A 26,077-nucleotide genomic window follows, 5' to 3' on the forward strand; every position below is an offset into this window, starting at 1 on the left:
GTCATTCAACCGCTTCTGACTAGGAGAAACACCGAAGAATCTCTTCGTTTTTTCCTCCTCGCCGCGGCGACTCATACAACTATACAGATGCCGAAATGGGTCTGCAACCCGAAAATGGGTGAAGTAGACCACAAGCAAGGGGCTGAAAGGGTCTCAAACACCCTCACAGGCACCAAAAAGCCTAGTCAGAGCGTTTTACGGGTGCTAGAAAATCTTCAAAAAACTTCCAAAAAACCTCAAAAATCTGCGAATTTCCCTCCCTGAAGGCCGCTGGAGCCCGAAAACAGAGACGCAAGGTGCCCCAAAGCCCTCGTAAACAAAGGCCCTCGCGAACAAAGACAGGCACAGAACCAGGTGGCAGATGGCAGATGGCAGATGGCAGATGGCAGATGGCAGTAGAACGATACAAGAAGGGCCCCTCCTAACGGAGGGGCCCTGTGTATGTAGGGAATGTATATAGGGAACAGAAAGGAGGGGCACTCCCCCACCAAACATTCAGTACCGAACACTCAGTACTAAACACTCAGCAGAGAAGAACCCCTCCCCATCTATATGTATCGAGAAGACTAGATTAGTGCTGTATTAGATCAGCTCTACAGCACCCTGGTTCTTCTTGCCACGGCGAACCATCGCAAAACGACCGTGCAGCAGATCATCCTTAGAAATAGCTGCGTCCTCGCCCTGAACCTTCACGCCGTTCACCGAAGCGCCGCCCTCCTTCAGAATGCGACGAGCCTCAGAGTTCGACTTCGCAAAGCCCAGCTCAGTCAGAACAGAAATCATGTCCAGACGATCCGCAGGCAGCTTAGCCGAAGGAAGCTCAGCAACCACAGACTCCAAGGTAGCCTCATCCAGAGCAGCGAAATCGCCCTTACCGAACAAAGCCTCCGAAGCAGCCACAGCCTGATCAGTAGCCTCAGTACCGTGAACCAGCGAAGTCACCAGGTACGCCAGAGTCTTCTGAGCCTCACGCTTAAACGGCTCCTTCTCAACCTTCTCCGCAAACTCAGCAATCTCAGCACGAGTCAAGAACGTAAAGACCTTCAGACGATCCACTACATCCGCATCCGCAGTGTTCAACCAGAACTGGTAGAAAGCGTACGGCGAGCACATCTGCGGGTTCAGCCAAATAGCGTTACCCTCGCTCTTACCGAACTTAGTGCCATCAGAGTTAGTAATCAGCGGAGTACCAATAGCGTGAACGCTCTTACCCTCCACCTTACGAATCAGCTCAGTACCGCTCGTCAGGTTACCCCACTGATCAGAACCACCGGTCTGCAGAGTACAACCGAAACGACGGTTCAGCTCCAAGAAGTCCAGGCCCTGCAGAATCTGGTACGAGAACTCGGTGTACGAAATACCCTCATCAGAGTTCAGGCGCTTCGCAACAATCTCCTTCTTCACCATGGTGCCCACGCGGAAATGCTTACCGACATCGCGCAGCAGCTGCAGAGCAGACATCTGACCGCTCCAGTCCAGGTTATTCACCATACGAGCAGCGTTCTCACCCTCGAACGACAGGAAACGCTCAATCTGAGCACGCAGAGACTTAACCCACTCAGCAACAACCTCAGGAGAGTTCAGCACACGCTCAGACGTCTGACGCGGATCACCAATCAAACCGGTGAAACCACCCACCAGACCCAGCGGCTTGTGACCAGCCAGCTGCAGACGACGCATCACCAGCAGCTGAACCAGGTGACCCAGGTGCAAAGAAGCCGCAGTCGGATCATAACCCGTATAGAAAGTCAGGCTCTCCTCGCTCAGCGCCTTCTCCAGAGCAGCCTCATCAGTGCTCACGTGCACCAGGCCACGCCACTTCAGCTCCTGCCAAATATTCTCGAAGGTATCGTCATTATGCTGCGCGTTGAGGATCTCGGCAGACATGCTTCTCCCATTCACAAGGTAACAACGCCCGAAGGCGCTCGAACAAAATATGTAACAAGCCTAGCACCGCACCAGCCCAAACGCTCAGAAAAACCCAAGCGAGCGTCCAAACCGGTGCGGCAACGGCTCACAGAAATAACAGATAGAGGCTACACGAGCCGCAAGGCTACAGACCCGCGGGCATCCGCGAACCCACCATGTGCAGGCGCTGAGTCGGACGAGTCATCGACACGTACAAATCACCCACAGCGCCATCAGCATCATCAATCAGCTGTTGCGGCTCAACAATCACCACAACGTCAAACTCCAGGCCCTTCGCCTCCCACGGAGTCAGAACCAGCACCTGATTCTCCAACGCAGTCTGCGCGGTACCCGTACAATCAGCATGAGCACGAGCCACAGCCTGAGCCGTCTGAACATACAGGCTCGGCGGGCACACCACACCAATCAGAGCGCCACCCGAATGAGCGACCTCCTCGCTGACCACAGACACGGTCTGTTCCACGACAGACTCGGAGGCAACCTCATGAACCAGCGGAGGCCACTGGCCCTCACGCACCGCACGAGGTGCAGACACCTCATAGCCAGCAGCCTGAGCAACCGACACCGCCGCCTCCGCAATCTGAGCCGGAGTACGGTAATTAATCGTCAGCTCCTCCAGCGTGAAACGATCACCCACAAACGGCTCCAACGCCTGCGACCACGACGAAGCTGCCGCAGCAGAAGAAGCCTGAGCAATATCGCCCACAATCGTAAACGACTTCATCGGGCAACGACGCATCAGCAAACGCCACTGCATGGGCGAGAGCTCCTGAGCCTCATCCACCACAATATGGCCATACGCCCACGTACGATCAGCCGACGCCGCAGCCGCAGCAGTCATACGCTCGCCACGAACCTCATTCATCATCGCAATCTGCTCAGGAGTAATCACGCCATCAGCGCCAATATCCTCCAGCGACTGGTGAACATTCTCCAGAGCCTTCGCCGCATTCTCAAGGTTCGCACGATGCTCCGCCGCAGCACGAGCCGCAGCAGCCGCACCGGTCACCTTCGAAAAATCACCCAAAAGCTCAGCAGCCTCATCCAGCAGAGGAACATCAGCCTCCGTAAAGGGGGCATCCGCCGGGCGAGCCAGCAGAGCACGCTCAGCCTTCGACAACTCACGAGTCGCAGACTCCAAATAGTGCGGCTTCGAGAACAGCGAGCGCAACAGGGTCTCAGGCGACAGCGGCATCCACGCCAGGTTCAAGGCACGGCGCACATCCATCGAGGCACGCACATCATCCTGCAGATACGGACGCTCCACCACACGACCCGCCGCACGGTTCAGCTGATCATCCAGCTTCGCGGTCAGCTCCTTCAACAGAATCTTCACGAACGTCTCACGAGCCTCATTATGCGGCTTGCCCGTCGAACGAGCACGAGAACGAGCCGAACGAACCATCTCCGGAGTCAGCTCAACATCAGTACCCTCAACATTCAGACGCTGAACCTGAGCCGGCACCTTCTGACGATCCGCCACCGCACGCTTAATAACCTTCACCATGCGCAAATCGCCCTTCAACGCGGCAACCGCGCGGTCCTTCTCAGGCACAGCACGCAGACCCGGGTACAGGGTCGCCAACGAAGACATCACCACGCCGGTCTCACCCAGCGAAGGAAGCACACGCTCGATATACCACATGAACGAATTCGACGGACCAACCACCAGCACGCCAGCCTTCGACAGGCGCTCACGGTTCGTATACAGCAGGTACGCCGCACGATGCAGCGCCACAGCAGTCTTACCGGTACCCGGGCCACCCTGCACAACACGCACACCCGGCAGCTCCGAGCGGATAATCGCATCCTGCTCAGCCTGAATCGTCGCCACAATATCGCCCATGCGGCCGGTACGCTTCTTATTCAACGCCGCCAACAGAGCGCCCTCACCGTGGAGGGCGTCCTCATCCTGCAGCATCTCCGAATCGAAGACCTCATCCTCAATATTTACGACAGTGCGGCCCTCAAGCATCAGGTGACGGCGGCGGCGTACACCCATCGGGTGGAAAGCAGTCGCCTGATAGAACGTACCCGCCTCCGGGGCACGCCAGTCCATCAGCAGACGCTGCTGATTGCTATCCGTAATACCAATACGACCGATATAACGCACCGCATCGGCGCCATCACGGTCCATATCCAGTCGGCCAAACGTCAGACGAGAATCCACAGCATTCAGCTGCGCCAAACGGTCCTCATAGTGAGTAGCAAAAGAGTCACGCTCCGAACGGTTCTGGTGACCGCCCACCGCCTGATTCTTACGCACAGCAGCCAGCTTCTCAGCCGTCTCCTCACGGAGCTCATCCAGGCGAGCATACACGCGAGCAACATACTCACGCTCCGCAGCCATCTGCTCAGCAAACAGCTTCTCAGCCGCCGAAGAATCAGCAGACTGCTGGGGTAGAGATTCAGATGACACGTAAGCTCCTTAAACCTATGGTGCCTCAAAGACAGGGTGCGACAGACACCCAAAAATACGGGTCACTATTTTACAGGACAGGCTCCGAAGGGCAGAAATATTACCCCGTAGAAAACCCACACAGGCATACACAGCAAAGTGCCCCACCGGTTCAACCGGCGGGGCACCCCTCATCAATATCAGCTGCGCACACCCAAAGGGCGGTCAGCCTCAAACTCTATAAAACTAGTTGGACGGCAGCGGGTACTCAGACACCAAGCTCAGCGTCTCAAGACGGTAACCGTCCAGCGCCTCACGGCCGCCCAGGCCCTCCAGCTCCAGAAGAGCGCCAACGCCGGCAACCTTCAGGTTCGCGCGCTCCACCAGCTTTGCGGCAGCCACCAGAGTACCGCCAGTCGCCAGCAAATCATCCAGCAGAAGAACACGAGTGCCCGGCGCAAAATCATTACAGTGAATCTCAATCGCCGCGCTACCGTACTCCAGCGCATACTCCTCACGGTACGTCTCACGCGGAAGCTTACCCGCCTTACGGACCGTCATAACGCCAGTACCGGTAGCGTACGCGAGCGCAGAAGCCAGCAAGAAACCGCGAGCCTCAACACCAGCCACCACGTCAAACTGACCCTCAAAACGAGCAGCCAGCTCATCAATGCACGCCTTGAACACCTCAGCATTAGCGAAGAGAGTGGTCACATCGTAAAAGAGGATACCCTCGTGCGGGTAATTCGGAATCGTAGCGCAAGCAGCCGGAATCAACTGCTCAATAGGGGTTCGCGAAGCCTCAGAAGCGGGAACGCTCATGCTCTCTCTTTCGTGGATGGTTCAGCCCAGGCATAACAACCGGGAACAATAACGCGGTAGAAGCCGCCTACAAGATTCTACCCTCTTCGCCCGCAGTTGTCCTCAGAACAGCGCCACAAACCACCTGGCGGGTTCAGCCCTGCTGAATCGAAACCCGCAAGTCACGCTTGAGGATCTTACCGGTCGGACCCAGCGGCATACTCTCCACCATCACATAACGGCGAGGGTACTTATACGCCGCCAAACGAGTACGAGCCAAAGCATTCAACTCCGCCTGCAGCACCCCCTCATCCGCACCAGGACGCGGCATCACCACGGCGACAACCTCCTCACCCACGCGCTCATCCGGCACACCCAGCACCGCTACCGACTGCACCTGCTCATGGGTGTAGAGAACATCCTCAATCTCACGCGGATACACCGAATAGCCGTTACGCAGAACCATGTCCTTAATACGGTCCACGATGAAAATATTGCCCTGCTCATCAACACGAGCAACATCACCGGTCGCAAACCACTCGCCGTCAAAAACCTCAGCAGTAGCCGCCGGATTATTCCAGTACCCAGCCATCACGTTCTCGCCGCGAACCCACAGCTGACCGCTCACGCCCGGCGTACACTCGGAACCTTCCGGGCAACGCACCTGCACCTGCACGCTCGGCAGCACACGACCCACCGAGCCGAGCACCATGCCGAACTCCGCCTGATTAAAGGAGACCACCGGCGAGGTCTCACTCAGGCCGTAGCCCTCGTACACCGGGCACTCAATCAGCGTCTTCAACGCAGCATGCACCGGTGCGGGCAGCGGCGAGCCACCCGAAATACCGAAACGGATGCGACCACGCAACGAGCGCGCACGCTCAGGCTCAGCCTCCAGCGCCGCCGCTAACGACACGTACATGCTCGGGACCGCAGCCAGCGCCGACACCCCCGCACGCTCCATCAGATTCAGCGCACCATCAGGGGTAAAACGCGGCAACAAAGCAACCGTAGCCGACGCCGCAAACGCCGCGTTCATCGACACCGTCTGACCAAACGCATGGAACAGCGGAAGACCACCAAAAATGACGTCCTCAGCGGTGAAACCAAAAACGCTCACGCAGCTACGAGCATTCGAGAGGATATTCGCGTGGGTCAGCGTCGCGCCCTTCGGACGGCCAGTCGTACCCGACGTGTACAGAATAATCGCCGGGTCACTCGCCGCCACCGGGACAGGCTCCAGCACCGCAGCCGACGGAACAGCATCCGACAGCGAGCTATCGGCAGGCGCATCAAAAGGAGCCACCGGCGAACCCTCTCCCCCGGTGAAAATCTCACAACGAACCGAACCGTTCTTCACCGGCACCGTCGAGGTCGCCTCCGACGCCAGACGAGTACCCGCAAAAGCAAAAAGCACCTTCGCCCCGCTATCGCGCAGATGATACTCCAGCTCAGCACCCGACAACAGCGGATTCAACGGAACACAAATCGCGCCCGCAGCCACAATGCCGTAATACAACGCCGGCATCAACGCCACATTCGGCATAGACAACGCAACACGGTCGCCACGCTCAACACCGAGCGCCGCCACATGACGCTGAACCTGCGCAGCCGCAGACGCCAACTGCGCGTAGCTCACCACCTGCACATCAGCAGAGTCAGAAGCCGGAATCGCCAAAGCCGCCTTAGCCCCAGAGTCAGAAGCAGAACCGGAACCAGAAGCAGCCTCCGCCAACAGGTAGGCAATATTGTTCGCTGAATCGTGCATTTCAGACATGATAGAAAACTCTCACCACAGAAAAAATCGGTATATCTAGAAAAGGAGAAGCCGAGCCAGATGCCCGGAAAAGAGCCCGAAGACAGCAGAAGGGCGTACCCTCAACCGCTCTCCCGAAACATCAGAAGAACAGCGCAAGATACGCCCCAGCCACTACTGAGCAGCAGACCAATCCAAGAAGCTCTCGGCAAGCGCAGCCCCACCATTGGGGTCACGAGTAACCACAATGACCGTATCGTCACCGGCAATAGTGCCCATAATCGCTTCAAGACCGCCCTGATCAATCGACGACGCCAAGAACTGCGCAGCACCCGGAGGAGTACGCAGAACCGTAATATTTGCCGAACCCTCAGCGGTAATCAGCAGTTCCTTAAACAGGGAAATCATACGGGCATCAGGTGCAGTACCACCGCCACGACGAGCAGGGTAATTCGGCACAGCATAAATCAGGCCGGCGCCTTCATCGCGGATGCGCTCAGCGCCAATTTCAACAAGATCACGGGAAAGGGTCGCCTGAGTAACCTTCATACCATCATCGGTCAGGTACTGCGCCAGTTCAGCCTGGGAGCGGACACGTCGGGTCTGCAGCAATTCAACGATGCGTGCCTGACGCGCGATCTTGGTCGAGGGGAAAGGCATAATATCTCTTCTTCCTACGGTGCCAATCACGAATTCAGAACGGAGCTGCCCAACGGTGGCGCAGCGCAACATTCTTTACTACCCAAGATAATACATATGCACATAAATATGCGCACCAAATACGGATTATTCCAAGATATGGGGGAAATTTCAGGGTTTATCTCACCAGCTGTCACGCAAAACGCCGCGAATGTAACGTGTATCTACACATTCGGGCGCATAACCTCGCAATGAATGCATAGCGTGCAAGAATATTGTGGGCTGGGGCGCCGCGCCAATCAAGAAACCTCTGGCAGGCGAGCACGAAAAAGGAGCCCGCCTCCAGCACACCACGTGCACCAGAAACAGGCTCCCTCAACAAAACGTCAACCGGTGAGTCCTTAGGATTCAGAACGCCTAGCGCTCATCCTCCACCAGACCGTCCAAATCCTCATACTCGACATCGCGCGAACGGCGGTTCAGCCACACAGCAAAACCCAGACCCAGCAGAAGCACCAGTACCGCACCAACAATACTTGCGATACCGGCAAAACGCTCAGCATTCACGCTTGCCTCAGTCACAGGCTTCAACGTGCCCTTCTCAGCGGTGTAGACAACCTCAAGGCTACCGTTCTTCTCCACCAGCAGGCCGTCCACCTCACGCGGGAACTCGGAGGGAACATCACCAGTCTGCGAACCACGGAACTCAATCGGAGCCCCCGAAGTCACCTGATACTTATCCTTCAGGTTCGACACATACGTCTTACCGTTCAGTGCGTCATCAGCTGGCAGGTTGCCCTTATAACGAGCCACATTACCCTTCGTAATCAGGTCAGGAGTCAAATCCTGATAAGTGCCCTGAATAACCCAGCTCTTACCTGCATACTCAGCGTTATTATTCACCGACGCAAAAGCACGAACACCCACAACAGCCAAAACAATGGAAAGAATAACCGCAACAGCAGCAGAAAGAACCGACAGCCAGTTCACGCCCGGACGGTCATCCAGCTCTTCCTCACTCATCGCGAAAAGAGAGGAGTTCTCTTCCTCGTCGTCGTAATCCTCGTACTCGTCGTACTCCTCATACTCAGAATCCTCGTACTGAGAATCACCGTACTCAGAATCCTCATATTCAGAATCTTCAAAGTAGGTTTCTTCGACCTCAGACTGCGACAGCTCATCCTGCTCGCGCGAGTTCTCTCGATTAGCCATTACTCTCTCTCCCTCACATCATCTATCTTCTAGGGTACCCATAACCACATGAGTTCACCAACGAAAGCGCTTATCAACGCTTCATAAACCAACCCCACCGGTAAACTCGCTACACAACACCAAAAGCTACGGGGTGGGAGCCAACAACTCCCACCCCGTCAGCACTAGGCATTACGCCATAGGGTCAGACCCGGTTAGACACGCGGTTCCGCACCCAGCTGCTCAACAGCCGCAGCCACAGCAGCCTCACGAGCAGCCGACGCCTCATCAGCAGTCAGCGTACGATCCGGCGCGCGGAAACGCAGAGCAAACGCCAAAGACTTCTTCGACTCATCAATACCGACACCGCGGTAATCGTCAAAGACGCGGATATCCTCCAGCAGCTCGCCGGCGCCCTCGCGCAGAACACGCTCCACCTCAGAAGCAGGCAGATCGCGGTCCACCAGAAGCGCCACATCCTGAGTAGCAGCCGGGAAAGTCAGCACCGGAGTAGCCTGACGCGCCTCAACACGACCAGCAAACAGCGCCGAGAAATCCAGCTCAAACGCGCAAGTGCGCTCAGGCAGGTTCAGCTCCTGCAGAAGCTTCGGATGCAGCTCACCAGCAAAACCAACACGCTCGCCGGCTGCGTTCAGAACCTCAGCCACACGGCCCGGGTGGAACGCAGTATGCACACCGTTACGCACCTGAATCTCAGCCGAAACAGCGTCAGCCACCAGACGCACAGCGTCCAGAGCATCACGCCAATCGTAAGCGCGCGGAGTAGCGCCCGGCATCACCTCATGCTCAGTACCTGCAAACAGGCCAGCAACGTAAGTGGGCTGCTGCGGAATACCCGCATTCAAATCAGCCAGAACCTCATCCGAAGGACGAGCGCCCAGCGGCGGAATAGACTCCGAACCCAGCTGCTCACCCGGGATGAACACGTGACCCGCCTCAAAAATAGCCAGGTTCTTGAAACCACGAGACAGGTTACGCTTCAGAACCTCAACCAGGCCCGGCAGCAGCGAACGGCGCATCCAGCCCTCAGCCGAAGAAATCGGGTTCTCCAGGCGAACCGAAGGAACCTCAGTCACCGGGTTCTCAGGGGTGCTCACCCACGGAGCCGACCACAGGTTATTCGCATCAGCCGACACGAAGGGGTACGCGAAAACCTCAGTCAGACCCGAAGCCGCCAGCGCATTCAGCGCACGACGCTTACCCGCCTGCTCAGGAGTGTAACCGTGACCCGCAGGAGCCACCGGCAGAGTCGAGGGGATGTTCTCGTAACCGTCAATACGTGCGATTTCCTCAGTCAGGTCTTCCTTTGCACGCAGGTCAGTACGCCACGACGGGACAGTCACCGCGTAACCAGACTCGGTACGCTCCACCGAGCAACCAATCTCACGCAGGCAGGACTCAATCTGCTCCGGCGAGTAATCCACGCCAATACGACCAGCAGTGTAATCAGCCGGCAGGTCAATCACAACCGGCTCGTAGCCGAGAGAGACATCGGTAACGCCCGGCTCAACCTGAGCACCAGCCAGCTCAACCAGCAGCTCAACCGCTCGCTGAGCAGCCGCAGCCTGAATCTGCGGATCCACGCCACGCTCAAAACGCTTCGAGGACTCAGAAATCAGCTTGTGACGGCGAGCAGTACGAGCCACCGACACCTCATCAAAACGAGCAGACTCCACCAGAATGCGGGTGGTCGAATCGGTCACCTCAGTCGAAGCGCCACCCATCACACCGGCAAGACCAATCACGCCGGAATCATCAGCAATGACAATATCCTCGGGATGCAGAGTACGCTCAACACCGTCCAGAGTCACCAGCTTCTCGCCAGCAGCGGCGCGACGCACCACAATCTCACCCTGAACCTTGTCAGCATCGTAGAAGTGCAGAGGCTGACCGGTCTCCAGCATCACGTAGTTCGAAATATCCACCGGCAGCGACAGCGAGCGCACACCCGCCAGACGCAGACGCGAAGACATCCAGGTCGGAACCGGCGCATCCGCCTTCACGCCCGACACCTCACGCATCACGAAACGAGTGCATGCAGGGTTACCGTGAATCGGGGCGTCATCACGCAGAGAAACCGCGTGACCGGACTCGTTCGCCTCCGGGGCGCGCTCGCCGTACGCCAGCACAAAATCCTCAAAGGAAGAACCGGTAGCGTGGCACCACTCGCGAGCAATACCGCGCAGAGAGAACGCGTAACCGCGGTCCGGAGTCACGTTCACCTCAGCAGCCTGATCGTACAGGCCCAGCAGCTCCATCGCATCGGTGCCAATTTCCGGGTCCAGGCCCAGGGTCGAAAGCACCAGAATGCCGCCGTGGTCGTCGCCAATACCCAGCTCACGAGTCGAAGCAATCATGCCAGCCGACTTGTGGCCGTAGGTCTTACGAGCGGTAATCGCGAAACCGCCGGGCAGAACAGCGCCGGGCAGGGTCACAACAACCTTGTCGCCGGGCTTGAAGTTGTGGGCACCACAAATAATGCCCTGCACGCCGGAAGGCTCAATGCCCTTACCGGTCAGAGTCTGCTCCTGACCCTCCGGAACCACACGCACCTGGCACCAGTTCACGGTCTTGCCGTTCGAGTGGGTCTCCGGCTCCATCGAGAGCACCTGACCAACCACAATCGGGCCGGACAGCTCATCAGAGGGGCGGTGAACGTCTTCTTCTTCCAGGCCAACCTTCACCAGGGTTGCCATCAAATCTTCAGCCGAAGCATCCTCAGCTACAGGCACGAACTCGCGCAGCCATGACAGGGGTACACGCATAATTTAGATCTCCATCCCGAACTGCTCAGAGAAACGGATGTCGCCTTCAACCATGTCATGCATGTCAGCGACGTTGTTACGGAACATGAGGGTACGTTCAATACCCATACCGAAAGCGAAGCCCGAGTACTCCTCAGGGTCAATACCCGCAGCACGCAGAACATTCGGGTTCACCATGCCGCAGCCACCCCACTCAATCCACTGCGGGCCGCCCTTAGCGTTCGGGTGCCACAAATCCAACTCAGCGGAAGGCTCAGTGAACGGGAAGAAGTTCGGGCGCAGACGAATCTTAGCGTCCTCACCAAACATGGCGCGTGCCATGTACTCCAGGGTGCCCTTCAGATCAGCCATCGTCAGGCCCTTATCCACGGCAAGGCCCTCAATCTGGTGGAAGACCGGGGTGTGGGTCGCATCCAGCTCATCGGTGCGGTACACCTGGCCCGGGCACACAATGTACAGCGGCAGATCACGCGAAAGCAGCGAACGCATCTGCACCGGCGAAGTGTGAGTGCGCAGCAGCAGGTGAGCGTTCTTCGGCTCAACGTAGAAAGTGTCCTGCATTTCGCGTGCCGGGTGATCGGGCTTAATGTTCAGAGCGTCAAAGTTGTACCACTCAGACTCCAACTCCGGGCCGTCAGCAACTTCCCAACCCATACCGACGAAGATGTCGGTCAGGCGCTCCTGCATCAGAGCAATCGGGTGGCGGCCGCCCAGGGAACGGCGAGGCGAAGCAGCAGAAACGTCTACAGCTTCCTCAGCCAGGATGCGAGCCTCACGCTCAGCCTCCAGCTCAGCGGTACGAGCCTCAATAGCCTCAGTCAGGGCGGCACGAGCCTGACCCATCAGCTTACCCACCGGGCCCTTGTGCTGGTTCTGAAGATCACGCATCTGACGGTTAGCGATGCTCATGATGCCCTTCTCACCGAAAAAGCTCAGGCGCACCTCCTTGAGGCTGTCAAAGTCGGTAGCCTTCTCGCGAATCTCCTGCTTGGCACGCTCACGCTCAGCCTCAAAAGCCTCACGGATAGCGTCCAAACCGTTCTCGGGGTTCTCCTCCAGAACCTGCGCAATGCGGGCGAGAACCTGAGCCGGGCCGTTAAGACCCGCGTGTTCCTGCACGGAATCGGTCATTGTCACTCTTCTCTGCATACCACCGGCACTATGCCGGCTGGCTCGTAATACACCTTAGGCAGCACCGTCTGCTCTCCCCGGCTGCCCGCACAGGATGCGGAACAGGGGTAGGCGACGGGCGCATATCCTATCCATTTTAGACCAGAGAAGGAAGCGTAAACAGCAGAACGCCCGGATAGTCCATCCGGGCGTTCTAGAGCATATCTTTTCAACAACAGGGTTGAAGGGGCGCCTCTACTTCAGAGCCTGCTTCACAGCCGGGTCGAAAGAAGCACGAATCCACAGCACGTTCGCAATGAACCATGCCGCGTACAGGGGTACGAAGCCGTAGCGCTGAGCGTCAATGACATTACCAATCAGAGACAGAATCGCCACGAACGCACCCAGAATTGCAAAAATCAGACCGACAGTCAGGCCCAGACGCTTGCCCTTCTGAATCGTGAAGTACACCCAGAGGTACACAACCGCAGAAACAACCAGCAGGCCGATACCGCCTGCAACGCCGACCTCCGGCAGACCCTTCAGCGGGGACAGGTTATCCGGCGCAAACGAGGAAATAACACCGTGGATAAAGCAGAGCAGCGCGGAGACAATCATAATCTCCTGCAGACGCAGAATCTTCGGGTGCTTGGTCGGCGAATGGAACAGAATTCCGCGCGACTCAGCGCCGCCTTCCTGAATATAAATAGCTTGAGTATCCGAGGGAACCGCGTCGGAGCGGTAGGCACCCGGATCAAACGGGGGTTGAGCAGTCATCATTGTCTCCCAATACGTATGTGATTTCTCCCTCAATACTACCCGCCTACCGATTGGTTTCCAAAGTATGCACCCGTGTCGAACCCATATGTGACAAAATCCCCTCCCCCACAAAAACCCACCAAGAGACAATCCAGACACCCCCAGCACTCGCAAAGCAGCCACGGAACGAGCCTTAACGGAAGAAAGCAGGAGGTGACACCACCTCCTGCTTTCAACAACACAAACACGCCGCTCAGCAAGCCCAAGCAGGCGCTAGTTCCACACACCCACTAGCTGAAAAGACCCGAGCAGATGTAGTCGTTCTCATCCTTCACACCCGGCGGCACCGCAAACAGCGCACTACCGGTATGACGCAGATACTCACTCAAAGCATCCGAAGAAGTCATCGTGCTCAGCATCGGAATAAAATGCGTGCGCGGATCGCACACATACGCGATGAAGAACAAGCCAGCATCCAGACGGCCCAGCTCATCAGCACCATCCGTGTAGTTGTAGCCACGACGCAGAATCTGCACACCATCATTCTGATCAGGATGCATCAGACGCATATGCGAATCTGCCGGAATCAGAGGACCCGAGCGGCCCTTCTCCGAAAAATTAGGAGCCGTGAACTCATCGCCACCAGACAGCGGCGCGCCAGTGACCTTAGTGCGGCCCACAATCTCCTCCTGCTCACGCAGACGAGTGCGGTCCCACGTTTCAATATTCATGCGGATACGACGAGCAGCCAGATAGCTACCGCCCTCCATCCACGCCGGGCTGTTCGCCGAATTCTCAGAAGAAGTCCACACATGCTTCTTCAACAGATTCGGGCTCTCCACCTTCAGGTTATTCGTACCGTCCTTAAAACCGAACAGGTTACGAGCCGTCACCTGGGTCGTCGACGTCGAAGAAGTACGACCAAAGCCCTGCTGATTCCACGCCACCACGGCACGGCCACCAGCAATACGAATCAGGTTACGAATCGCGTGGAACGCCACCTGCGGGTCATCCGCACACGCCTGAATGCAGATATCGCCGTTGCTTCGCTTATCTTCCAGCGCATCACCGGTCATATGAGGGATACGAACCAGCGCCTCCGGGAGCTTAGAGGCAAAGCCGAAGCGATCCTTGCCCTCATCATCAACGAAGAAGCTACGACCCAGACCAAAGGTGAGGGTCAGGTTCGCGGCAGACAGGTCCATCGCCTCGCCGGTGTCCTTGGGAGGCGCCTCATAGGAGCGGTCCTCGCCCACCAGCTCGCCCGCCTGCAACTTCGCGGCAGCGGCACTCCATTCCTTGAACAGGGACTGGATTTCGTCACGGTCGGTCGTCTTCAAGTTCAGGGCCGCAAAGTACATACGGTCCTGAACCTCAGTCGAGATGCCGCTCTGATGCTCACCGTAGAAAGAATGGGAATCCTTCACCGCGGTCGAGGAAGCACTCGCAGAAGTCTGCGCGCTGGAGTTGGAGGAGCAGCCGGCGAGCGCGCCGAGAGCACCCAGAGCACCGGCACCAGCCAGTGCGGCGCCGAGCGCACCGCGACGGGAGGTACCGGCAGGCTTAGCTTCGGCGGCTACTTCCGGGGTGTGGTGATTGGGGTCGGTAGGCATGGGAAGGCCTTTCGTATGGTGTGTGAATGATGAAGAATGTAGCGGCTACATGCGCCCTGCATGAAGAAAGCACCTGTGCCGGGCAGAGACACGAATCAACCGTAGTCCCCACCCGGCATACCCGCGGATATCACATACCGCGGCAGGTGAGCGTCGGCGGGATACTACTTAGTGCCCGCGCCGGTCACAACCTCAGTCATCTTCGAAACCGGCTCGGAGAGCGCCTGCACAGCGTCGGAGAGCTCACGCACCTGTTCCTTGGTCAGCTCATCGTACGAAGCGAAGCCGTCACCCTTCTTGTGCTGGTTCAGCAGCTTCTGCACAGCGTCGAACTTCTTCGCAATGTCCTCAGCCAGCTTCGGGTCCTTCTGCTTCAGAATCGGCAGAACATCCTCGTACGCCACGCGGGCACCATCAATATTGCCCTGGAAGTCGGACAGGTCAGTGTGCGACCAGATCTCTTCCTCACCGCTAATCTTGGTGTTTACCACCTCGTCCAGCAGTTCCTTCGCACCGTTAGAAATCTGGAAAGCCTCAAGCTTGAACTCGGAGGAGTGAACCTCGTCGTAGAGCTTCTGGGTGTCAGCAACAAGCTTCTTCGCCAGCTCGGCGCGCTCCTGCGCGGTCAGCGGAGTGTACTCCTTACCGCCGTTCTTCTCAGCGGTGGGCTGCCACAGATCCTTCTCAATCTTGTGCCAGCCGGTCCACTCCTTGCCCTCTTCCACGTCTGCTTCACGTGCGTCCAGGGCGGGGTCCAGATCGCCGAAGGACTCAGCCACCGGCTCAATGCGTTCGTAGTGCAGGCGTGCGGAGGAGTACAGCGCCTTCGCTTCTTCCACCTTGCCGGCGGTGTACAGCTCAGCGAACTGCTCAGTCTTAGTCTTCAGGGACTCCACCTGGTCCTTGACGTAGGCGGTGTACTGGGTAACCGCGGTGTCTCGCAGAGCCTGCTCATCGGCGGAAATAGTCGCCGCGTTCTCGTTCTTGGTTACGGTGAAATCACCAGTGATACCGTCACCAACCATGCCGGGCTTGCAAGCAGTCTTGTAGCTGCCCTCGCTCAGTTCCACGGTCAGGTCGCGGCTGAGGTTCGGACCGATGTTCTCCACCTCGGAGATAATGCGCAGACCGTCAGATCCAAGCACATAGAACTCGTTGACCTTAGTGCCCTCGTTCTTGACCTTGAAAGTCACCTTGCCAGCCTTGGCGGTGGTCACCGAGAGCTTGCAGGCGGTGTCGGATGCGGTCACATTAATGACGCCGTCGGAAGCCGCAGATCCCGAAGCGGAGGACGAGGACGAAGCCTGGGTATTGGGGGTGCAGCCGGTCAGTGCGAGCGCACCAACCGACAGCAATGCACCAGCGGAAGCGAGAGTCTTACGCATTGGTTCTCCTTATGTATGGTCCCGTGAAGGGTGAATGTATGAGTAGGTAGGGTTCGCGACCAGTCATTGCCGCAAAAGTCTAGTGGTGCCTCCCCTAACAAGGTGGGAGGCTAGGTCGGTTGAGGATGCCGTCTTTAGGATGCAGCCTTTTCGGCTTCCTGCTTCTTAGCCGCTGCCTTCAGACCCGGGCGCTGCGCACGGATAAACAGCGGCATCACGATGCCCACGTACAGAATCCAGGCGCCCGCCTCAAGCCAGGTGGTAGTCGAGGACAGGTTGAATACAGCCTTAAGCAGGGTGCCCACAAAACCGCTCGGATCAATGTAACGGTAGGACTCGAACGCGATGTTGTTCAGACCCGGCAGGATAGCCGCCTCCTGCAGATCGTGAATACCGTACGAGAGCACGCCCGCCGCCACAATGACCAAGAACGCGCCGGTAATCGTGAAGAAGCGGGAGAGGTTGATGCGCATCATGCCGCGCATCATGCCCCACGCCATCACAACGGCAATCGCGATACCGACCAGTGCGCCGAGCATGGGGGTTGCGTTAGCCTCCTGACCGGCGGTGCGGGTAGCCGACCAGATAAACAGGGTGGTTTCCAGGCCTTCACGGCCCACGGAAAGCGCCGCCAGCAGAACCACAGCCCAGGCGCTGGTCTGCACAGCATCCAGTTTGCCCTTGAGCTCAGCCGAAAGCATACGGGCGTTTTCAGCCATCCAGAAAATCATCCAGGTGACAAAGCCAACCGAAATGATAGACAGGGAGCCGCCGATGGCTTCCTGCGCTTCGAAGGTGAGGGTTTGGGGGCCGAAGGTCAGCAGAGCGCCAAAGCCGAGGGACAGCAGGACCGCCACACTGACGCCGGCCCACATGGGTGCCAGCAGGTGGGTGCGCTGCGTTTTGCGGATGTAGGCGAGCAGAATGCCGACAACCAGTGCCGCTTCGAGGCCCTCGCGCAGGCCAATCAAAAAGTTTCCGAGGAAGGCTCCCCAAAAGTTCATCTCAGTATCACCAATTAAATAGTTTTTTCTTACCTAATAAACATACGGTGATTGGTGCAGGATTTCATCCCGGATTTTGGGGCTGCACATACCTAAAATCGCCTATCTCTTTACGGTGCATGTTCTTAGACACGACCTGTAGCCATAACTTTACGCCCTTTGAATAAACACCCCAATAAACTCACAAGTCAGAATCATATGGCGCATAATTCACCCTCAAAACGTGAATAAAGGCGGGACTCCCCACAGGGAATCCCGCCTTCAAAAAGTGTCAAAAAAGATAGAGAAAATTTATCGTGCTACCGCCGCGAATTTGTCACACAACGGCGAATTAGCCTCGCACCGAACTAACACAGAGTCTTAGCGCTACAGCGTTAGGATTACGCCTCGCCAACACCTGCATCCTGCAGCTGCTGAAGAAGAGCCACAACAATCGGCAAATCCGCCGGAATCCACGGCAAACCCAGCAAATCGTCATACGCCTGCGCGTCATCCTTAGACTTCGGTAACGGCATCCACCGCAGAGCGCTGTGATCTTCCAGGGTGTCCGGAGTACCCGAAAGAATCTCGGCGAAGAACACACGCATCGCCAGACGCTCGCTCAGGCGCCAGCCCTGCGGGTACGCGCCGGGCACCTCAGCGCCCAAACGCGCCTGCACGCCCAGCTCCTCCTTTAGCTCACGCACCAGCGCCTGCTCGCAGCTCTCCCCCGGCTCGACCTTACCGCCCGGGAACTCCCACATGCCGGCAACAGTCTGCGGCTCAGAACGCTGAGCCACCAGCATACGGGTCGGAGCCTCCAAAGAATCAACCACGGCGGCACCAACCACCTGAACCTCAAACGAGGGCGACACTTCACTCATCTTTCTCTACTTTCTTCTACGCTTTAGAATCCTTCGACGGATGCGCATCCTCAGCAGCGTGCTCCGCTACTTCCTTCTCAGCATCCTCAGTATCCTCAGGCTCAGGAGCTTCCTCTACGCCTTCCTGCCACTCTTCTTCCGTATTATTCATGTTCGAGGCCTCAGCCACCTCACGACGAATACTAGTGCCGTCATTCAGCAGAATCAGAAGGCGGTTACCGTTCTTGAACTCCATGAAGAAAACATCCTCAAGTTCAACCCCAGCCGCACGCAACTGCAGATACACCCAATCCTCGGTCTTGTGCGCATCCGCGATATCGCGAGTGACCAATTTGCCCTTCACAATCAGAGCAAAGTTCGGCACACCGTCACCCTTACGGATTACACTCAGCGCACCGTTCGGCTCAATCTGAGCAAACTCAATCTCTTCCAGGTCGTAAATACCCTGCGCACGCAGATTAGCAATCAGGCGCATCAGGTCAAGAGCCACATCTTTCTGCTGGAAGCTCTTAATATCGATATCGCCATCCGTAATGACCGGCACGCGCTGCTCACGCACCGCCATATGCAGAAAACGAATCTTCGTGGTCGCCACGTTCAGCAGCTGAATCATGCACAGCGTAAACACCATGTAGATGACAAAGTAGAACAGGCTAATCTGCGTGCTGTACAACACGCCACCGAACACACCACCGATGACAAAGTTACCGATGGTATCAATCGGGGTCTGGGGCCCCGCCTGAGAACCGTGAGTCAGACGCAGGTACACCAAAAGAATGATCAGGCCGAAGAAAATCTTTAGCAAACCATCAACGATCATCTCAACGGTCATAACAAAAATCTCCTAGAACTAAGCCCGGAAAATATCCGGCTCCAAATAAATGATGCGTGCCGCAGGAACAGCCTCGCGAATACGTACCTCAGCCGCGTCAATCTCATCAGCAACCGCGCGACCAGTGTCAGCATCATGAATACGAATCTTCGCCGCCACCAGAATCTCCTCAGGACCCAGGTGCACGGTCTTAATGTGGATAATGCGCTCGCTATCGCCATCCTCAATCGCTGCACGGATCTTCGCCAAATCCTCCGGTGAAGCAGCCTCACCCAAAATCAGCGACTTCATCTCCACCGCAAGGAACACAGCAATAAAGACCAGCAGCACACCAATAGCCAGGGTGCCAAACGCATCCCACAGACCATTACCGGTCAACAGGGTCATACCCACACCAAAGAGCGCAAAAATCAGACCCAGCAGGGCACCCGCATCCTCCAGCAGAAGCACCGGAAGCTCCGGGTTCTTCGAAGTACGCAAGAAACGCATCCAGCTCTGCTTGCCCTTCAGCTCGCGAGACTCCTTCACCGCCACGCGGAACGAATTACCCTCCAGCAGAATCGAACCCACCAGAACAGCCACCGGAACCCACTGCCACTCAGTAATACCGTGCGGGTCATGCAGCTTTTCATAACCCTCATACAGAGCGAACAAGCCACCCAGGGCAAAGATAATAATCGACACAATAAACGCGTAAATATAGCGGTTACGGCCATAACCAAACGGGTGTTCCTCATCAGCCTGCTTCTGCGAAGCGCGACCGCCCAGAAGAAGCAGAAGCTGATTACCCGAGTCAGCCACCGAGTGAATAGCCTCCGCCAGCATCGACGAAGAACGAGTCAGCGCAAAAGCCAAAAACTTCAGCACCGCAATACCCAGGTTCGCACCCAGCGCCGCAATAATCGCGCCCGAACCCGAATGACCAGAAGGAGCAGACATAATTTCCCTTTCTCAGCCCTCAACTAAAACTCTAAAACCTATAAGGCTAAAGCGGCCCACCGCTGTGCCACAGCCGCGAACCGCCCAGAACCTATCGAGAAACGCTGCGCTGAGCCATCGCCGAAGCATACAGACACACAGCAGCAGCCGTACCCACATTCAAAGACTCAGCCGAACCATAGACAGGAACAGCCACGCGCATGGTCGCCGCGGCCTTCTCCTCAACGTTCAAGCCCTGAGCCTCATTACCGAAAAGCCACATGGTCGGCTTCGAAAGATCAAAATTACCCTTCACACCGGACGGGGCACTCGCCTCCACACCGGCACGACGAGCCGCCGTGTACTCACTCAGCTCCTGCAGATTCACCGCACCATAGCCGTCAGCAGCCAACACAGCAGTACCCTGAGACTTCACATCCTCCGCGAAATCCTCCAGCTGCACGCCCTGAATAATCGGCACATGGAACAGCGAACCAGCGGTAGAACGCACCGTCTTCGGGTTATACAAATCCACCGAACCCTTAGTCGTAATCACCAGGTCGGCACCGGCCGCATCAGCCACACGCAGAATAGTGCCTGCATTACCCGGATCCTGCACACGAGACAGCACAGCAATCAGCTTCGGGTTCAACGCGCCCTCACCCCACAGCAGAGAGAACGACGCATCCACCATAAAGGAAACCGCAATAATACCCTGCGGGCTCACCGAATCAGCCATCGCCTCCAGCACCTCATCAGTCACCACGCGCATAAAGACGCGGCGGCCCTCCTCCGGGGTCGGGGTGCCGTACACCTGCTCCAGCAGCTCAGCAATATCCTCATGACGGTCAAAAGCCGCCTCCGTAACGTAGACAGCATCCAGAATCGGCTTCTGCAAATGTGCCTTCAACGCCTCACGCACAGCCTGCGGGCCTTCCACCAGAAACTGGCCCTTCTTCGTGCGGGCAGCGCGGGTACGCAGCTTGGCAATATCGCGCACACGATCTGCCTGCGGATTGGACATCACAACGGGGGTACTAATACGTTCAAAAAAGTTCACCCTTAAAGGGTACAGGCAAAGGCACACCCAAAAACGCAGAACAGCTACAAGCACAACCCCAGATACGCAGAAAGCGGCCGCCCACACTCAAAAGTGCAGACGGCCGCTCACAACGCTTAAGCATCCTACCCCGAACCTAGATCTTCGAGGTAAGAACACAACCTAGGCTCATTAAGCCTTGGGAGCCGAGGTGTCCTCGGGCAGGTTGTTCTTAGCAATCTCAACCAGTGCGTTGAAGGCAGCGGGCTCGTTAACAGCCAGCTCAGCCAGCATACGGCGGTCAACCTCAACACCAGCAGCCTTCAGGCCCTGGATGAAGCGGTTGTAGGTCAGGCCCTGTGCGCGGGAAGCAGCGTTAATACGCTGAATCCACAGGCGACGGAAGTCACCCTTCTTCTTACGACGGTGGTCGTAGCTGTAAACCAGCGAGTGAGTGACCTGCTCCTTAGCCTTACGGTACAGGCGAGAACGCTGACCGCGGTAGCCGGATGCACGATCGAGAATAGTACGGCGCTTCTTGTGCGCGTTAACCGCGCGCTTCACACGTGCCACGTGTGTCTCCTTCGTCTTATGTCCTGAACAGCTCACATATCACGCTGAACAGGAGCGAGTCTTTAATCAGTGCGCACCACTATCGGTGCGCCAGGTGCAGAGAGTAAGCGTTGCTTACTTACCCAGCATCTTCTTGACAACCTTTGCCTGGCCGCCGGTAACGATCTGGTCAGAAGCCAGACGACGGGTCAGACGAGAGGACTTGTGCTCCAGGTAGTGGCGACGGTTCGCCTGCTGGCGCTTAACCTTGCCGCTACCGGTGAGCTTGAAGCGCTTCTTAGCACCAGAGTGGGTCTTCTGCTTCGGCATAGCTGCCGTTCTCCTTACATTCATCCCCCGCCACAACAGCGGGGTAGCTTAGTGGGGTTGAGCGATACACGCATCAGCCCCAAGGACCAAAGGTGAGGCACCCCCAACGAGGTGCCTCGGAACCGGCACCGGGTGAACCCGCAACACCCACCCAACGGTGGAGGCGCGTGCCCATCCTAAAGTGACGACCCGGTTCCCTACTCGGCGGAAGCCTGCGCCTTCAACTCGGCAGGCATAGCGTCTGCCAGAGAATTAGTTACGGGCTTCGCCTTGGTCGTGTCAATACGCTCGCGACCCTTGCGACCGCCGGCGCCCTGCTCACGGCGAGCCTCTGCCTTACCGCGAAGCGGCGCCAGAACCATCACCATGTTGCGGCCATCCTGACGGGGGCGAGACTCAACGGTGCTCACCTCAGCCAGCTCAGCCGCCAGACGCTCCAGCAGACGCACACCCATCTCGGGGCGCTGCTGCTCACGACCACGGAACTGAATCATTGCCTTGACCTTGTCACCACCGGAAAGGAAACGACGAGCGTGTCCAACCTTGGTTTCGTAGTCGTGGGTATCAATCTTCAGGCGGAAACGGATCTCCTTCAGAACGGCATTAGCCTGCTTCTTGCGGGATTCACGAGCCTTGATTGCGGCTTCGTACTTGTACTTACCGTAATCCATGAGCTTGCACACGGGCGGCTTCGCGTTCGGGGCAACCTCGACCAGGTCGAGTTCGGCGTCCTCAGCCAGACGCAGAGCGTCCTTCAGAGGGACAACGCCTACCTGCTCGCCACCGGGACCGACAAGACGGACCTCGGGAACGCGGATACGATCGTTAATGCGTGGTTCGCTAATGACTAGCTCCTGTGCTCTGTGGGTTTCCCCGTGAATACTATCCGTTGCGGGCACTAAAAAAGCCCCCGCAGTTACACAAGCGGAGGCACAAACCAGCGTACGCCGAAAGCGGCGGACGAACCCGTTCACCTCAAAACTCGCAAACTAACGCTTGCGGCGGTCAACCGGGTGGGAGGCATGCTCCACTTGCAAACTGCCTACAACCATACCGCAAAATCCCCGACAGGCGCAAGGAATTAGACGCAAAACACCATAAAAATTGCGGGGATTCCTCCAGAAAGTCCACGGACGCGCCCACTCTTAAGGACGCATTTACCGAAACAAACGAAATATGAGATTCTAGGATTATGAGCACTGAAAACACGAGTTTCCGCTTCACCGCGGAAGAAGAAACCCCCGTACACGGCCATACCGAACTCACCGAAGAGCAGGTCGAAGCCGTCAACGAACAGCTGCGCGACATCGCAGACGTACCCGCCATCGAAATCATCAGCTCCGCAGCCATCCACATGATGAGCGCCGCAGCCGTCAAGTGCGGCCTGGCAGCAGACGAAAACGCCGACGACCTCAAGGACCTCGACGAAGCACGCAAGCTCATCACCGCGCTGGCAGGCCTCGTCACCGCCGCCGCACCCGAAATCGGCTCCCAGCACGCAGCGCCCCTGCGCGACGGCCTGCGCACCCTGCAGCTCGCCTTCCGCGAAGCATCCCCCTTCCCGGACGAACCCGGCAAGGGCCCCGGCGAAAAGCTCACCGGCCCGGTGTACTAAGCCGTATCTGGTGTATGCCAGCACGAAGCCCTGCCTCCCTCAGGCTGAGGAAGGCAGGGCTTCGTCATCTATAAAGCCTGGGTGGATAAGAAATCTACGCGGACTAGAGCGAACCGGCAGCTTTAGCGGGAAGCAGATTGACGCGGAGCGGCAGCTTTAGCGGGAACCAGCAACCTCAAGAGCCTGCTCAAAACTAAAGTTACCCACATACAGCGCCTTGCCAAGCACCACGCCCTCCAAACCAGAAGGCACCATAGAACGCAGCTTCACAAGATCAGCCAGCGACGCAACACCACCGGACGCCACCACCCGACAGGTAGTCTGAGCCAGCACCTCATCCAACAGCTCCGCACCGGGGCCCGCCAGAGAACCATCCTTACTCACATCCGTGACGACATAGCGGCGCACACCCGCGCCCTCCAGCCACGCCAGCGCCTCCGCCACAGCAGGACCCGACCAGTCGGTACCGCGAGCCACCGTCACCCAGCCCCGCTCGGGACTGTACCGGGCATCGAGGCCAAGAGCCAGAAGATCAGAATCGGCATAACGAGCCAGAGTGCCTTCAAGCCAGGAAGAATCCGCCAGAGCCGCACTAGTCACGTTCACGCGGTCCGGATTCAGGCTCAGGGCACGCTCCAGACTCTCAGGATTACGCACACCACCGCTGACCTGAATACGAACCGGAGCGGAGCCGGCCATCCGGGCATTCTCGGCACGGACGGCAGCAACCACCTCAGCCAGAACCTCAGTATTCGTGCCGCGACCAAACGCCAAATCAAGATCAACCAGGTGAATCCAGCGAGCACCAGCCTTCACCCAGGTCAAAGCCGCCTCAACAGGGTCGAGGCGCTGCTCACCGCCGGAGAGAGTGCCCCCCACCGGGCGCACCGCATAGCCCTCAGAAATATCAACAGCGGGCAGAAGTTCAAGAACGGGTACAGACATTAGTTACCTCCCGCAACAGCAGCGGAGCCCTCAGAGGACAGAGATTCAGAGGATAACGAGAGGCGACCAGTCACCGCCAGGGACGCAACCCAGCGGCGCATAAACTCCGCACCCAGCTCACCAGATCCCACCGGGCAGAACTGCACCGCCGTCAGCGGGCCGTTCTCAACCGCCGCGATATAGGCAGGCTCGGTGACAGTCCACGTCACCGCGGGAGGGGCAATATACTCAATGCTCTGATCAAAAGCCCACTCAAAAACGCCGTGCTCAGATTTGAAGTGAGCCTCACCCTCAAGATCCTTGAGCAGCACGCTATCGGAGGAAACACGCAGGGCAGAAGCACCGGGCACCAGGTCACGGGTAGAAAGCTCCACGCTCTCACCGGGCCACTCCCCCATGCACTGCACCTGAATCTGCCCCATCTGCGGATGCTCCACCGTCACCGAGTCGAAGAGGCAGCTCAACGCTGCACCGGCAACCAGCACCGGACGACCACCAGCAACACGGCGACCAATCACGCGCTCAGCGTCCTTAGCTTTCAGATCTTCGTACGCCTCAAGAGAGCTCGCACCGCCAGTCACTACCATGCCGTCAGCCTCACGCAACTGATCGGGCACAGCGGTCACGATAACCGCCGCCCCCGCATCCTGAAGAAGCTTCACCAGGGCACCACGAGTTCCAGGTTCCCCCAAAACGGCAACCACAGGACGAGCGGTCTGTACAGATTCAGTTTCGACGGGTGTGGGTTCAACGGGAACAGGCATCGGTGCGCTCCTAGTTCATAGGCTCAAGAATTCGACTCAAGCGCTCTAGCTTGAGAGATAGAGGATTCGGAGTCAAGACATCAACCTCATGCAGAAGCCAACCACACACGGGTTCGTGCTTAGCGCTGAGGCTGAGGAATTTCCAGACGCTGACCGGCATCAACAGAGGTGCTGGTCAACGAATTCAACTCCATAATACGAACCACAGTATCACGGGTGTCACCTTGCGGATCCACCGCCTGAGCAATATCCCACAGGGTCTCACCGTGCTTGACCACAACGACGGTTCGAGTCACCGAAGCGTTCTCCACGGAAGCAGAAGCCGCCGGACCAAAGAAGCTAATAGCGCCGAGCACAATCAGCGCCGCCAAAGTCAGCAGAGGCAGCCCCTTCAGGAAACCGCGCACAGTACCAAGACGACGAATAGAAGCGGGAACCTCGCGCAGAAGCTCGCCACCCTTAGCCAGAAGAACATTCTTCATGCTAGGAGCCTGCGCATCAGAAGCGGCAGAGCGAACCGGTGCAGGTGCCTGAACAGAAACGGCGGGAGCGTGGGCGGGCTGAGCCACCTGCGCAGGACGGGGCGCATGAGCCGCACGAGAAGAGCGAACAGACTGCGAAGACGCAGGCACATGAGAACGTCCCTGCACGGTACGAACAGCCGTGGTGCGGGCGGGCGCAGTGCGTGCGGGGTGAAGCACCACCAAACCTGCCGGAAGGTGTGCAGAAGTGCCACGAGAAGCAATAGGTGCTGCAGTAGTCATTGTGGTTCCTTTCTCTCAGCTCGCCCCGGGGCTACCCCGCGGGTCTAGCAATGCCGAGCGATACCCGCTCGGAGGTCCTAGTTG

General features: G+C 57.6%; 23 protein-coding genes. 1 reads left to right on the forward strand and 22 read right to left on the reverse strand.

All coding sequences use genetic code 11. The features are described 5' to 3' along the window. Positions 1 to 582: 582 nt before the first annotated feature. The 19 genes from tyrS to infC form a co-directional block, all read right to left on the reverse strand. Entirely contained in the window at positions 583 to 1,887 is a 1,305-nt protein-coding gene (gene tyrS, locus ACP3RB_RS05525; RefSeq protein WP_311447032.1) for a tyrosine--tRNA ligase, read from the reverse strand. Positions 1,888 to 2,053: 166 nt separating this feature from the next. After that, a complete protein-coding gene (locus tag ACP3RB_RS05530) occupies positions 2,054 to 4,348 on the reverse strand; it encodes a HelD family protein (RefSeq protein WP_426698745.1) in 2,295 nt (764 codons plus the stop codon). Positions 4,349 to 4,573: 225 nt separating this feature from the next. Further along, complete coding sequence (locus tag ACP3RB_RS05535) at positions 4,574 to 5,149, reverse strand: adenine phosphoribosyltransferase (protein WP_426698746.1); 576 nt, start codon at positions 5,147 to 5,149, stop codon at positions 4,574 to 4,576. 133 nt (positions 5,150 to 5,282) lie between these two features. Further along, complete coding sequence (locus ACP3RB_RS05540; RefSeq protein ID WP_426698747.1) at positions 5,283 to 6,905, reverse strand: AMP-binding protein; 1,623 nt, start codon at positions 6,903 to 6,905, stop codon at positions 5,283 to 5,285. Positions 6,906 to 7,058: 153 nt separating this feature from the next. Beyond that, positions 7,059 to 7,544 (reverse strand): arginine repressor, encoded by a 486-nt coding sequence (locus ACP3RB_RS05545; RefSeq protein ID WP_044150633.1) that lies wholly within the window; start codon positions 7,542 to 7,544, stop codon positions 7,059 to 7,061. A 396-nt stretch (positions 7,545 to 7,940) separates the two neighbouring features. Continuing rightward, positions 7,941 to 8,735: a hypothetical protein gene (locus tag ACP3RB_RS05550; protein ID WP_426698748.1), complete on the reverse strand. Its 795-nt coding sequence runs from the start codon at positions 8,733 to 8,735 to the stop codon at positions 7,941 to 7,943. 194 nt (positions 8,736 to 8,929) lie between these two features. Further along, positions 8,930 to 11,500, reverse strand: a complete 2,571-nt coding sequence (pheT, locus tag ACP3RB_RS05555) for a phenylalanine--tRNA ligase subunit beta (protein WP_426698749.1) — start codon at positions 11,498 to 11,500, stop codon at positions 8,930 to 8,932. A gap of 3 nt (positions 11,501 to 11,503) precedes the next feature. Then, the gene (pheS, locus tag ACP3RB_RS05560; protein ID WP_426698750.1) at positions 11,504 to 12,631 is read right to left on the reverse strand and encodes a phenylalanine--tRNA ligase subunit alpha; all 1,128 of its coding nucleotides are present in this window, start codon (positions 12,629 to 12,631) and stop codon (positions 11,504 to 11,506) included. A 234-nt stretch (positions 12,632 to 12,865) separates the two neighbouring features. Continuing rightward, a complete protein-coding gene (locus ACP3RB_RS05565) occupies positions 12,866 to 13,387 on the reverse strand; it encodes an ABC transporter ATPase (RefSeq protein ID WP_314644247.1) in 522 nt (173 codons plus the stop codon). Positions 13,388 to 13,659: 272 nt separating this feature from the next. Further along, positions 13,660 to 14,982 (reverse strand): iron uptake transporter deferrochelatase/peroxidase subunit, encoded by a 1,323-nt coding sequence (gene efeB, locus ACP3RB_RS05570; RefSeq protein WP_426698751.1) that lies wholly within the window; start codon positions 14,980 to 14,982, stop codon positions 13,660 to 13,662. Positions 14,983 to 15,146: 164 nt separating this feature from the next. Further along, positions 15,147 to 16,367 carry an iron uptake system protein EfeO gene (gene efeO / locus ACP3RB_RS05575; RefSeq protein ID WP_426698752.1) on the reverse strand — a complete coding sequence of 407 codons (1,221 nt, stop codon included), beginning with the start codon at positions 16,365 to 16,367 and terminating at the stop codon, positions 15,147 to 15,149. A 134-nt stretch (positions 16,368 to 16,501) separates the two neighbouring features. Further along, positions 16,502 to 17,371 (reverse strand): iron uptake transporter permease EfeU, encoded by an 870-nt coding sequence (gene efeU, locus ACP3RB_RS05580; RefSeq protein ID WP_426698753.1) that lies wholly within the window; start codon positions 17,369 to 17,371, stop codon positions 16,502 to 16,504. Between the two features lie 380 nt (positions 17,372 to 17,751). Then, entirely contained in the window at positions 17,752 to 18,234 is a 483-nt protein-coding gene (locus ACP3RB_RS05585) for a (deoxy)nucleoside triphosphate pyrophosphohydrolase (RefSeq protein WP_060823721.1), read from the reverse strand. 16 nt (positions 18,235 to 18,250) lie between these two features. Beyond that, positions 18,251 to 19,066: a DUF421 domain-containing protein gene (locus ACP3RB_RS05590; RefSeq protein WP_426698754.1), complete on the reverse strand. Its 816-nt coding sequence runs from the start codon at positions 19,064 to 19,066 to the stop codon at positions 18,251 to 18,253. A gap of 18 nt (positions 19,067 to 19,084) precedes the next feature. After that, positions 19,085 to 20,005: a cation diffusion facilitator family transporter gene (locus tag ACP3RB_RS05595; protein WP_060823723.1), complete on the reverse strand. Its 921-nt coding sequence runs from the start codon at positions 20,003 to 20,005 to the stop codon at positions 19,085 to 19,087. A gap of 91 nt (positions 20,006 to 20,096) precedes the next feature. After that, the gene (locus ACP3RB_RS05600; protein ID WP_426698755.1) at positions 20,097 to 21,098 is read right to left on the reverse strand and encodes a TrmH family RNA methyltransferase; all 1,002 of its coding nucleotides are present in this window, start codon (positions 21,096 to 21,098) and stop codon (positions 20,097 to 20,099) included. Positions 21,099 to 21,215: 117 nt separating this feature from the next. Continuing rightward, positions 21,216 to 21,596: a 50S ribosomal protein L20 gene (gene rplT, locus ACP3RB_RS05605; protein WP_005507127.1), complete on the reverse strand. Its 381-nt coding sequence runs from the start codon at positions 21,594 to 21,596 to the stop codon at positions 21,216 to 21,218. Between the two features lie 114 nt (positions 21,597 to 21,710). Then, on the reverse strand, positions 21,711 to 21,905 hold the full coding sequence (gene rpmI, locus ACP3RB_RS05610; protein WP_004006287.1) for a 50S ribosomal protein L35: 195 nt from the start codon (positions 21,903 to 21,905) through the stop codon (positions 21,711 to 21,713). A 197-nt stretch (positions 21,906 to 22,102) separates the two neighbouring features. After that, positions 22,103 to 22,804, reverse strand: coding sequence for a translation initiation factor IF-3 (gene infC / locus ACP3RB_RS05615; RefSeq protein ID WP_005507875.1), 702 nt, complete (start codon positions 22,802 to 22,804; stop codon positions 22,103 to 22,105). A 293-nt stretch (positions 22,805 to 23,097) separates the two neighbouring features. On the opposite strand from infC, the gene ACP3RB_RS05620 reads away from it, so the two are divergent. After that, on the forward strand, positions 23,098 to 23,520 hold the full coding sequence (locus ACP3RB_RS05620; RefSeq protein ID WP_012903892.1) for a DUF1844 domain-containing protein: 423 nt from the start codon (positions 23,098 to 23,100) through the stop codon (positions 23,518 to 23,520). 156 nt (positions 23,521 to 23,676) lie between these two features. Here the strand turns inward: ACP3RB_RS05620 and ACP3RB_RS05625 are convergent, their stop codons facing one another. The 3 genes from ACP3RB_RS05625 to ACP3RB_RS05635 form a co-directional block, all read right to left on the reverse strand. Then, a complete protein-coding gene (locus ACP3RB_RS05625) occupies positions 23,677 to 24,465 on the reverse strand; it encodes a HisA/HisF-related TIM barrel protein (RefSeq protein WP_426698756.1) in 789 nt (262 codons plus the stop codon). Next, entirely contained in the window at positions 24,465 to 25,229 is a 765-nt protein-coding gene (locus ACP3RB_RS05630; RefSeq protein ID WP_426698757.1) for an imidazole glycerol phosphate synthase, read from the reverse strand. Before ACP3RB_RS05630 ends, ACP3RB_RS05625 begins: the two co-directional genes overlap by 1 nt. 119 nt (positions 25,230 to 25,348) lie before the next feature. After that, positions 25,349 to 25,993: a LysM peptidoglycan-binding domain-containing protein gene (locus ACP3RB_RS05635; protein WP_426698758.1), complete on the reverse strand. Its 645-nt coding sequence runs from the start codon at positions 25,991 to 25,993 to the stop codon at positions 25,349 to 25,351. Positions 25,994 to 26,077: the final 84 nt, after the last annotated feature.

Origin of the sequence: Rothia mucilaginosa, assembly GCF_049990865.1 — a bacterium.
Classification (GTDB): domain Bacteria; phylum Actinomycetota; class Actinomycetes; order Actinomycetales; family Micrococcaceae; genus Rothia; species Rothia mucilaginosa_I.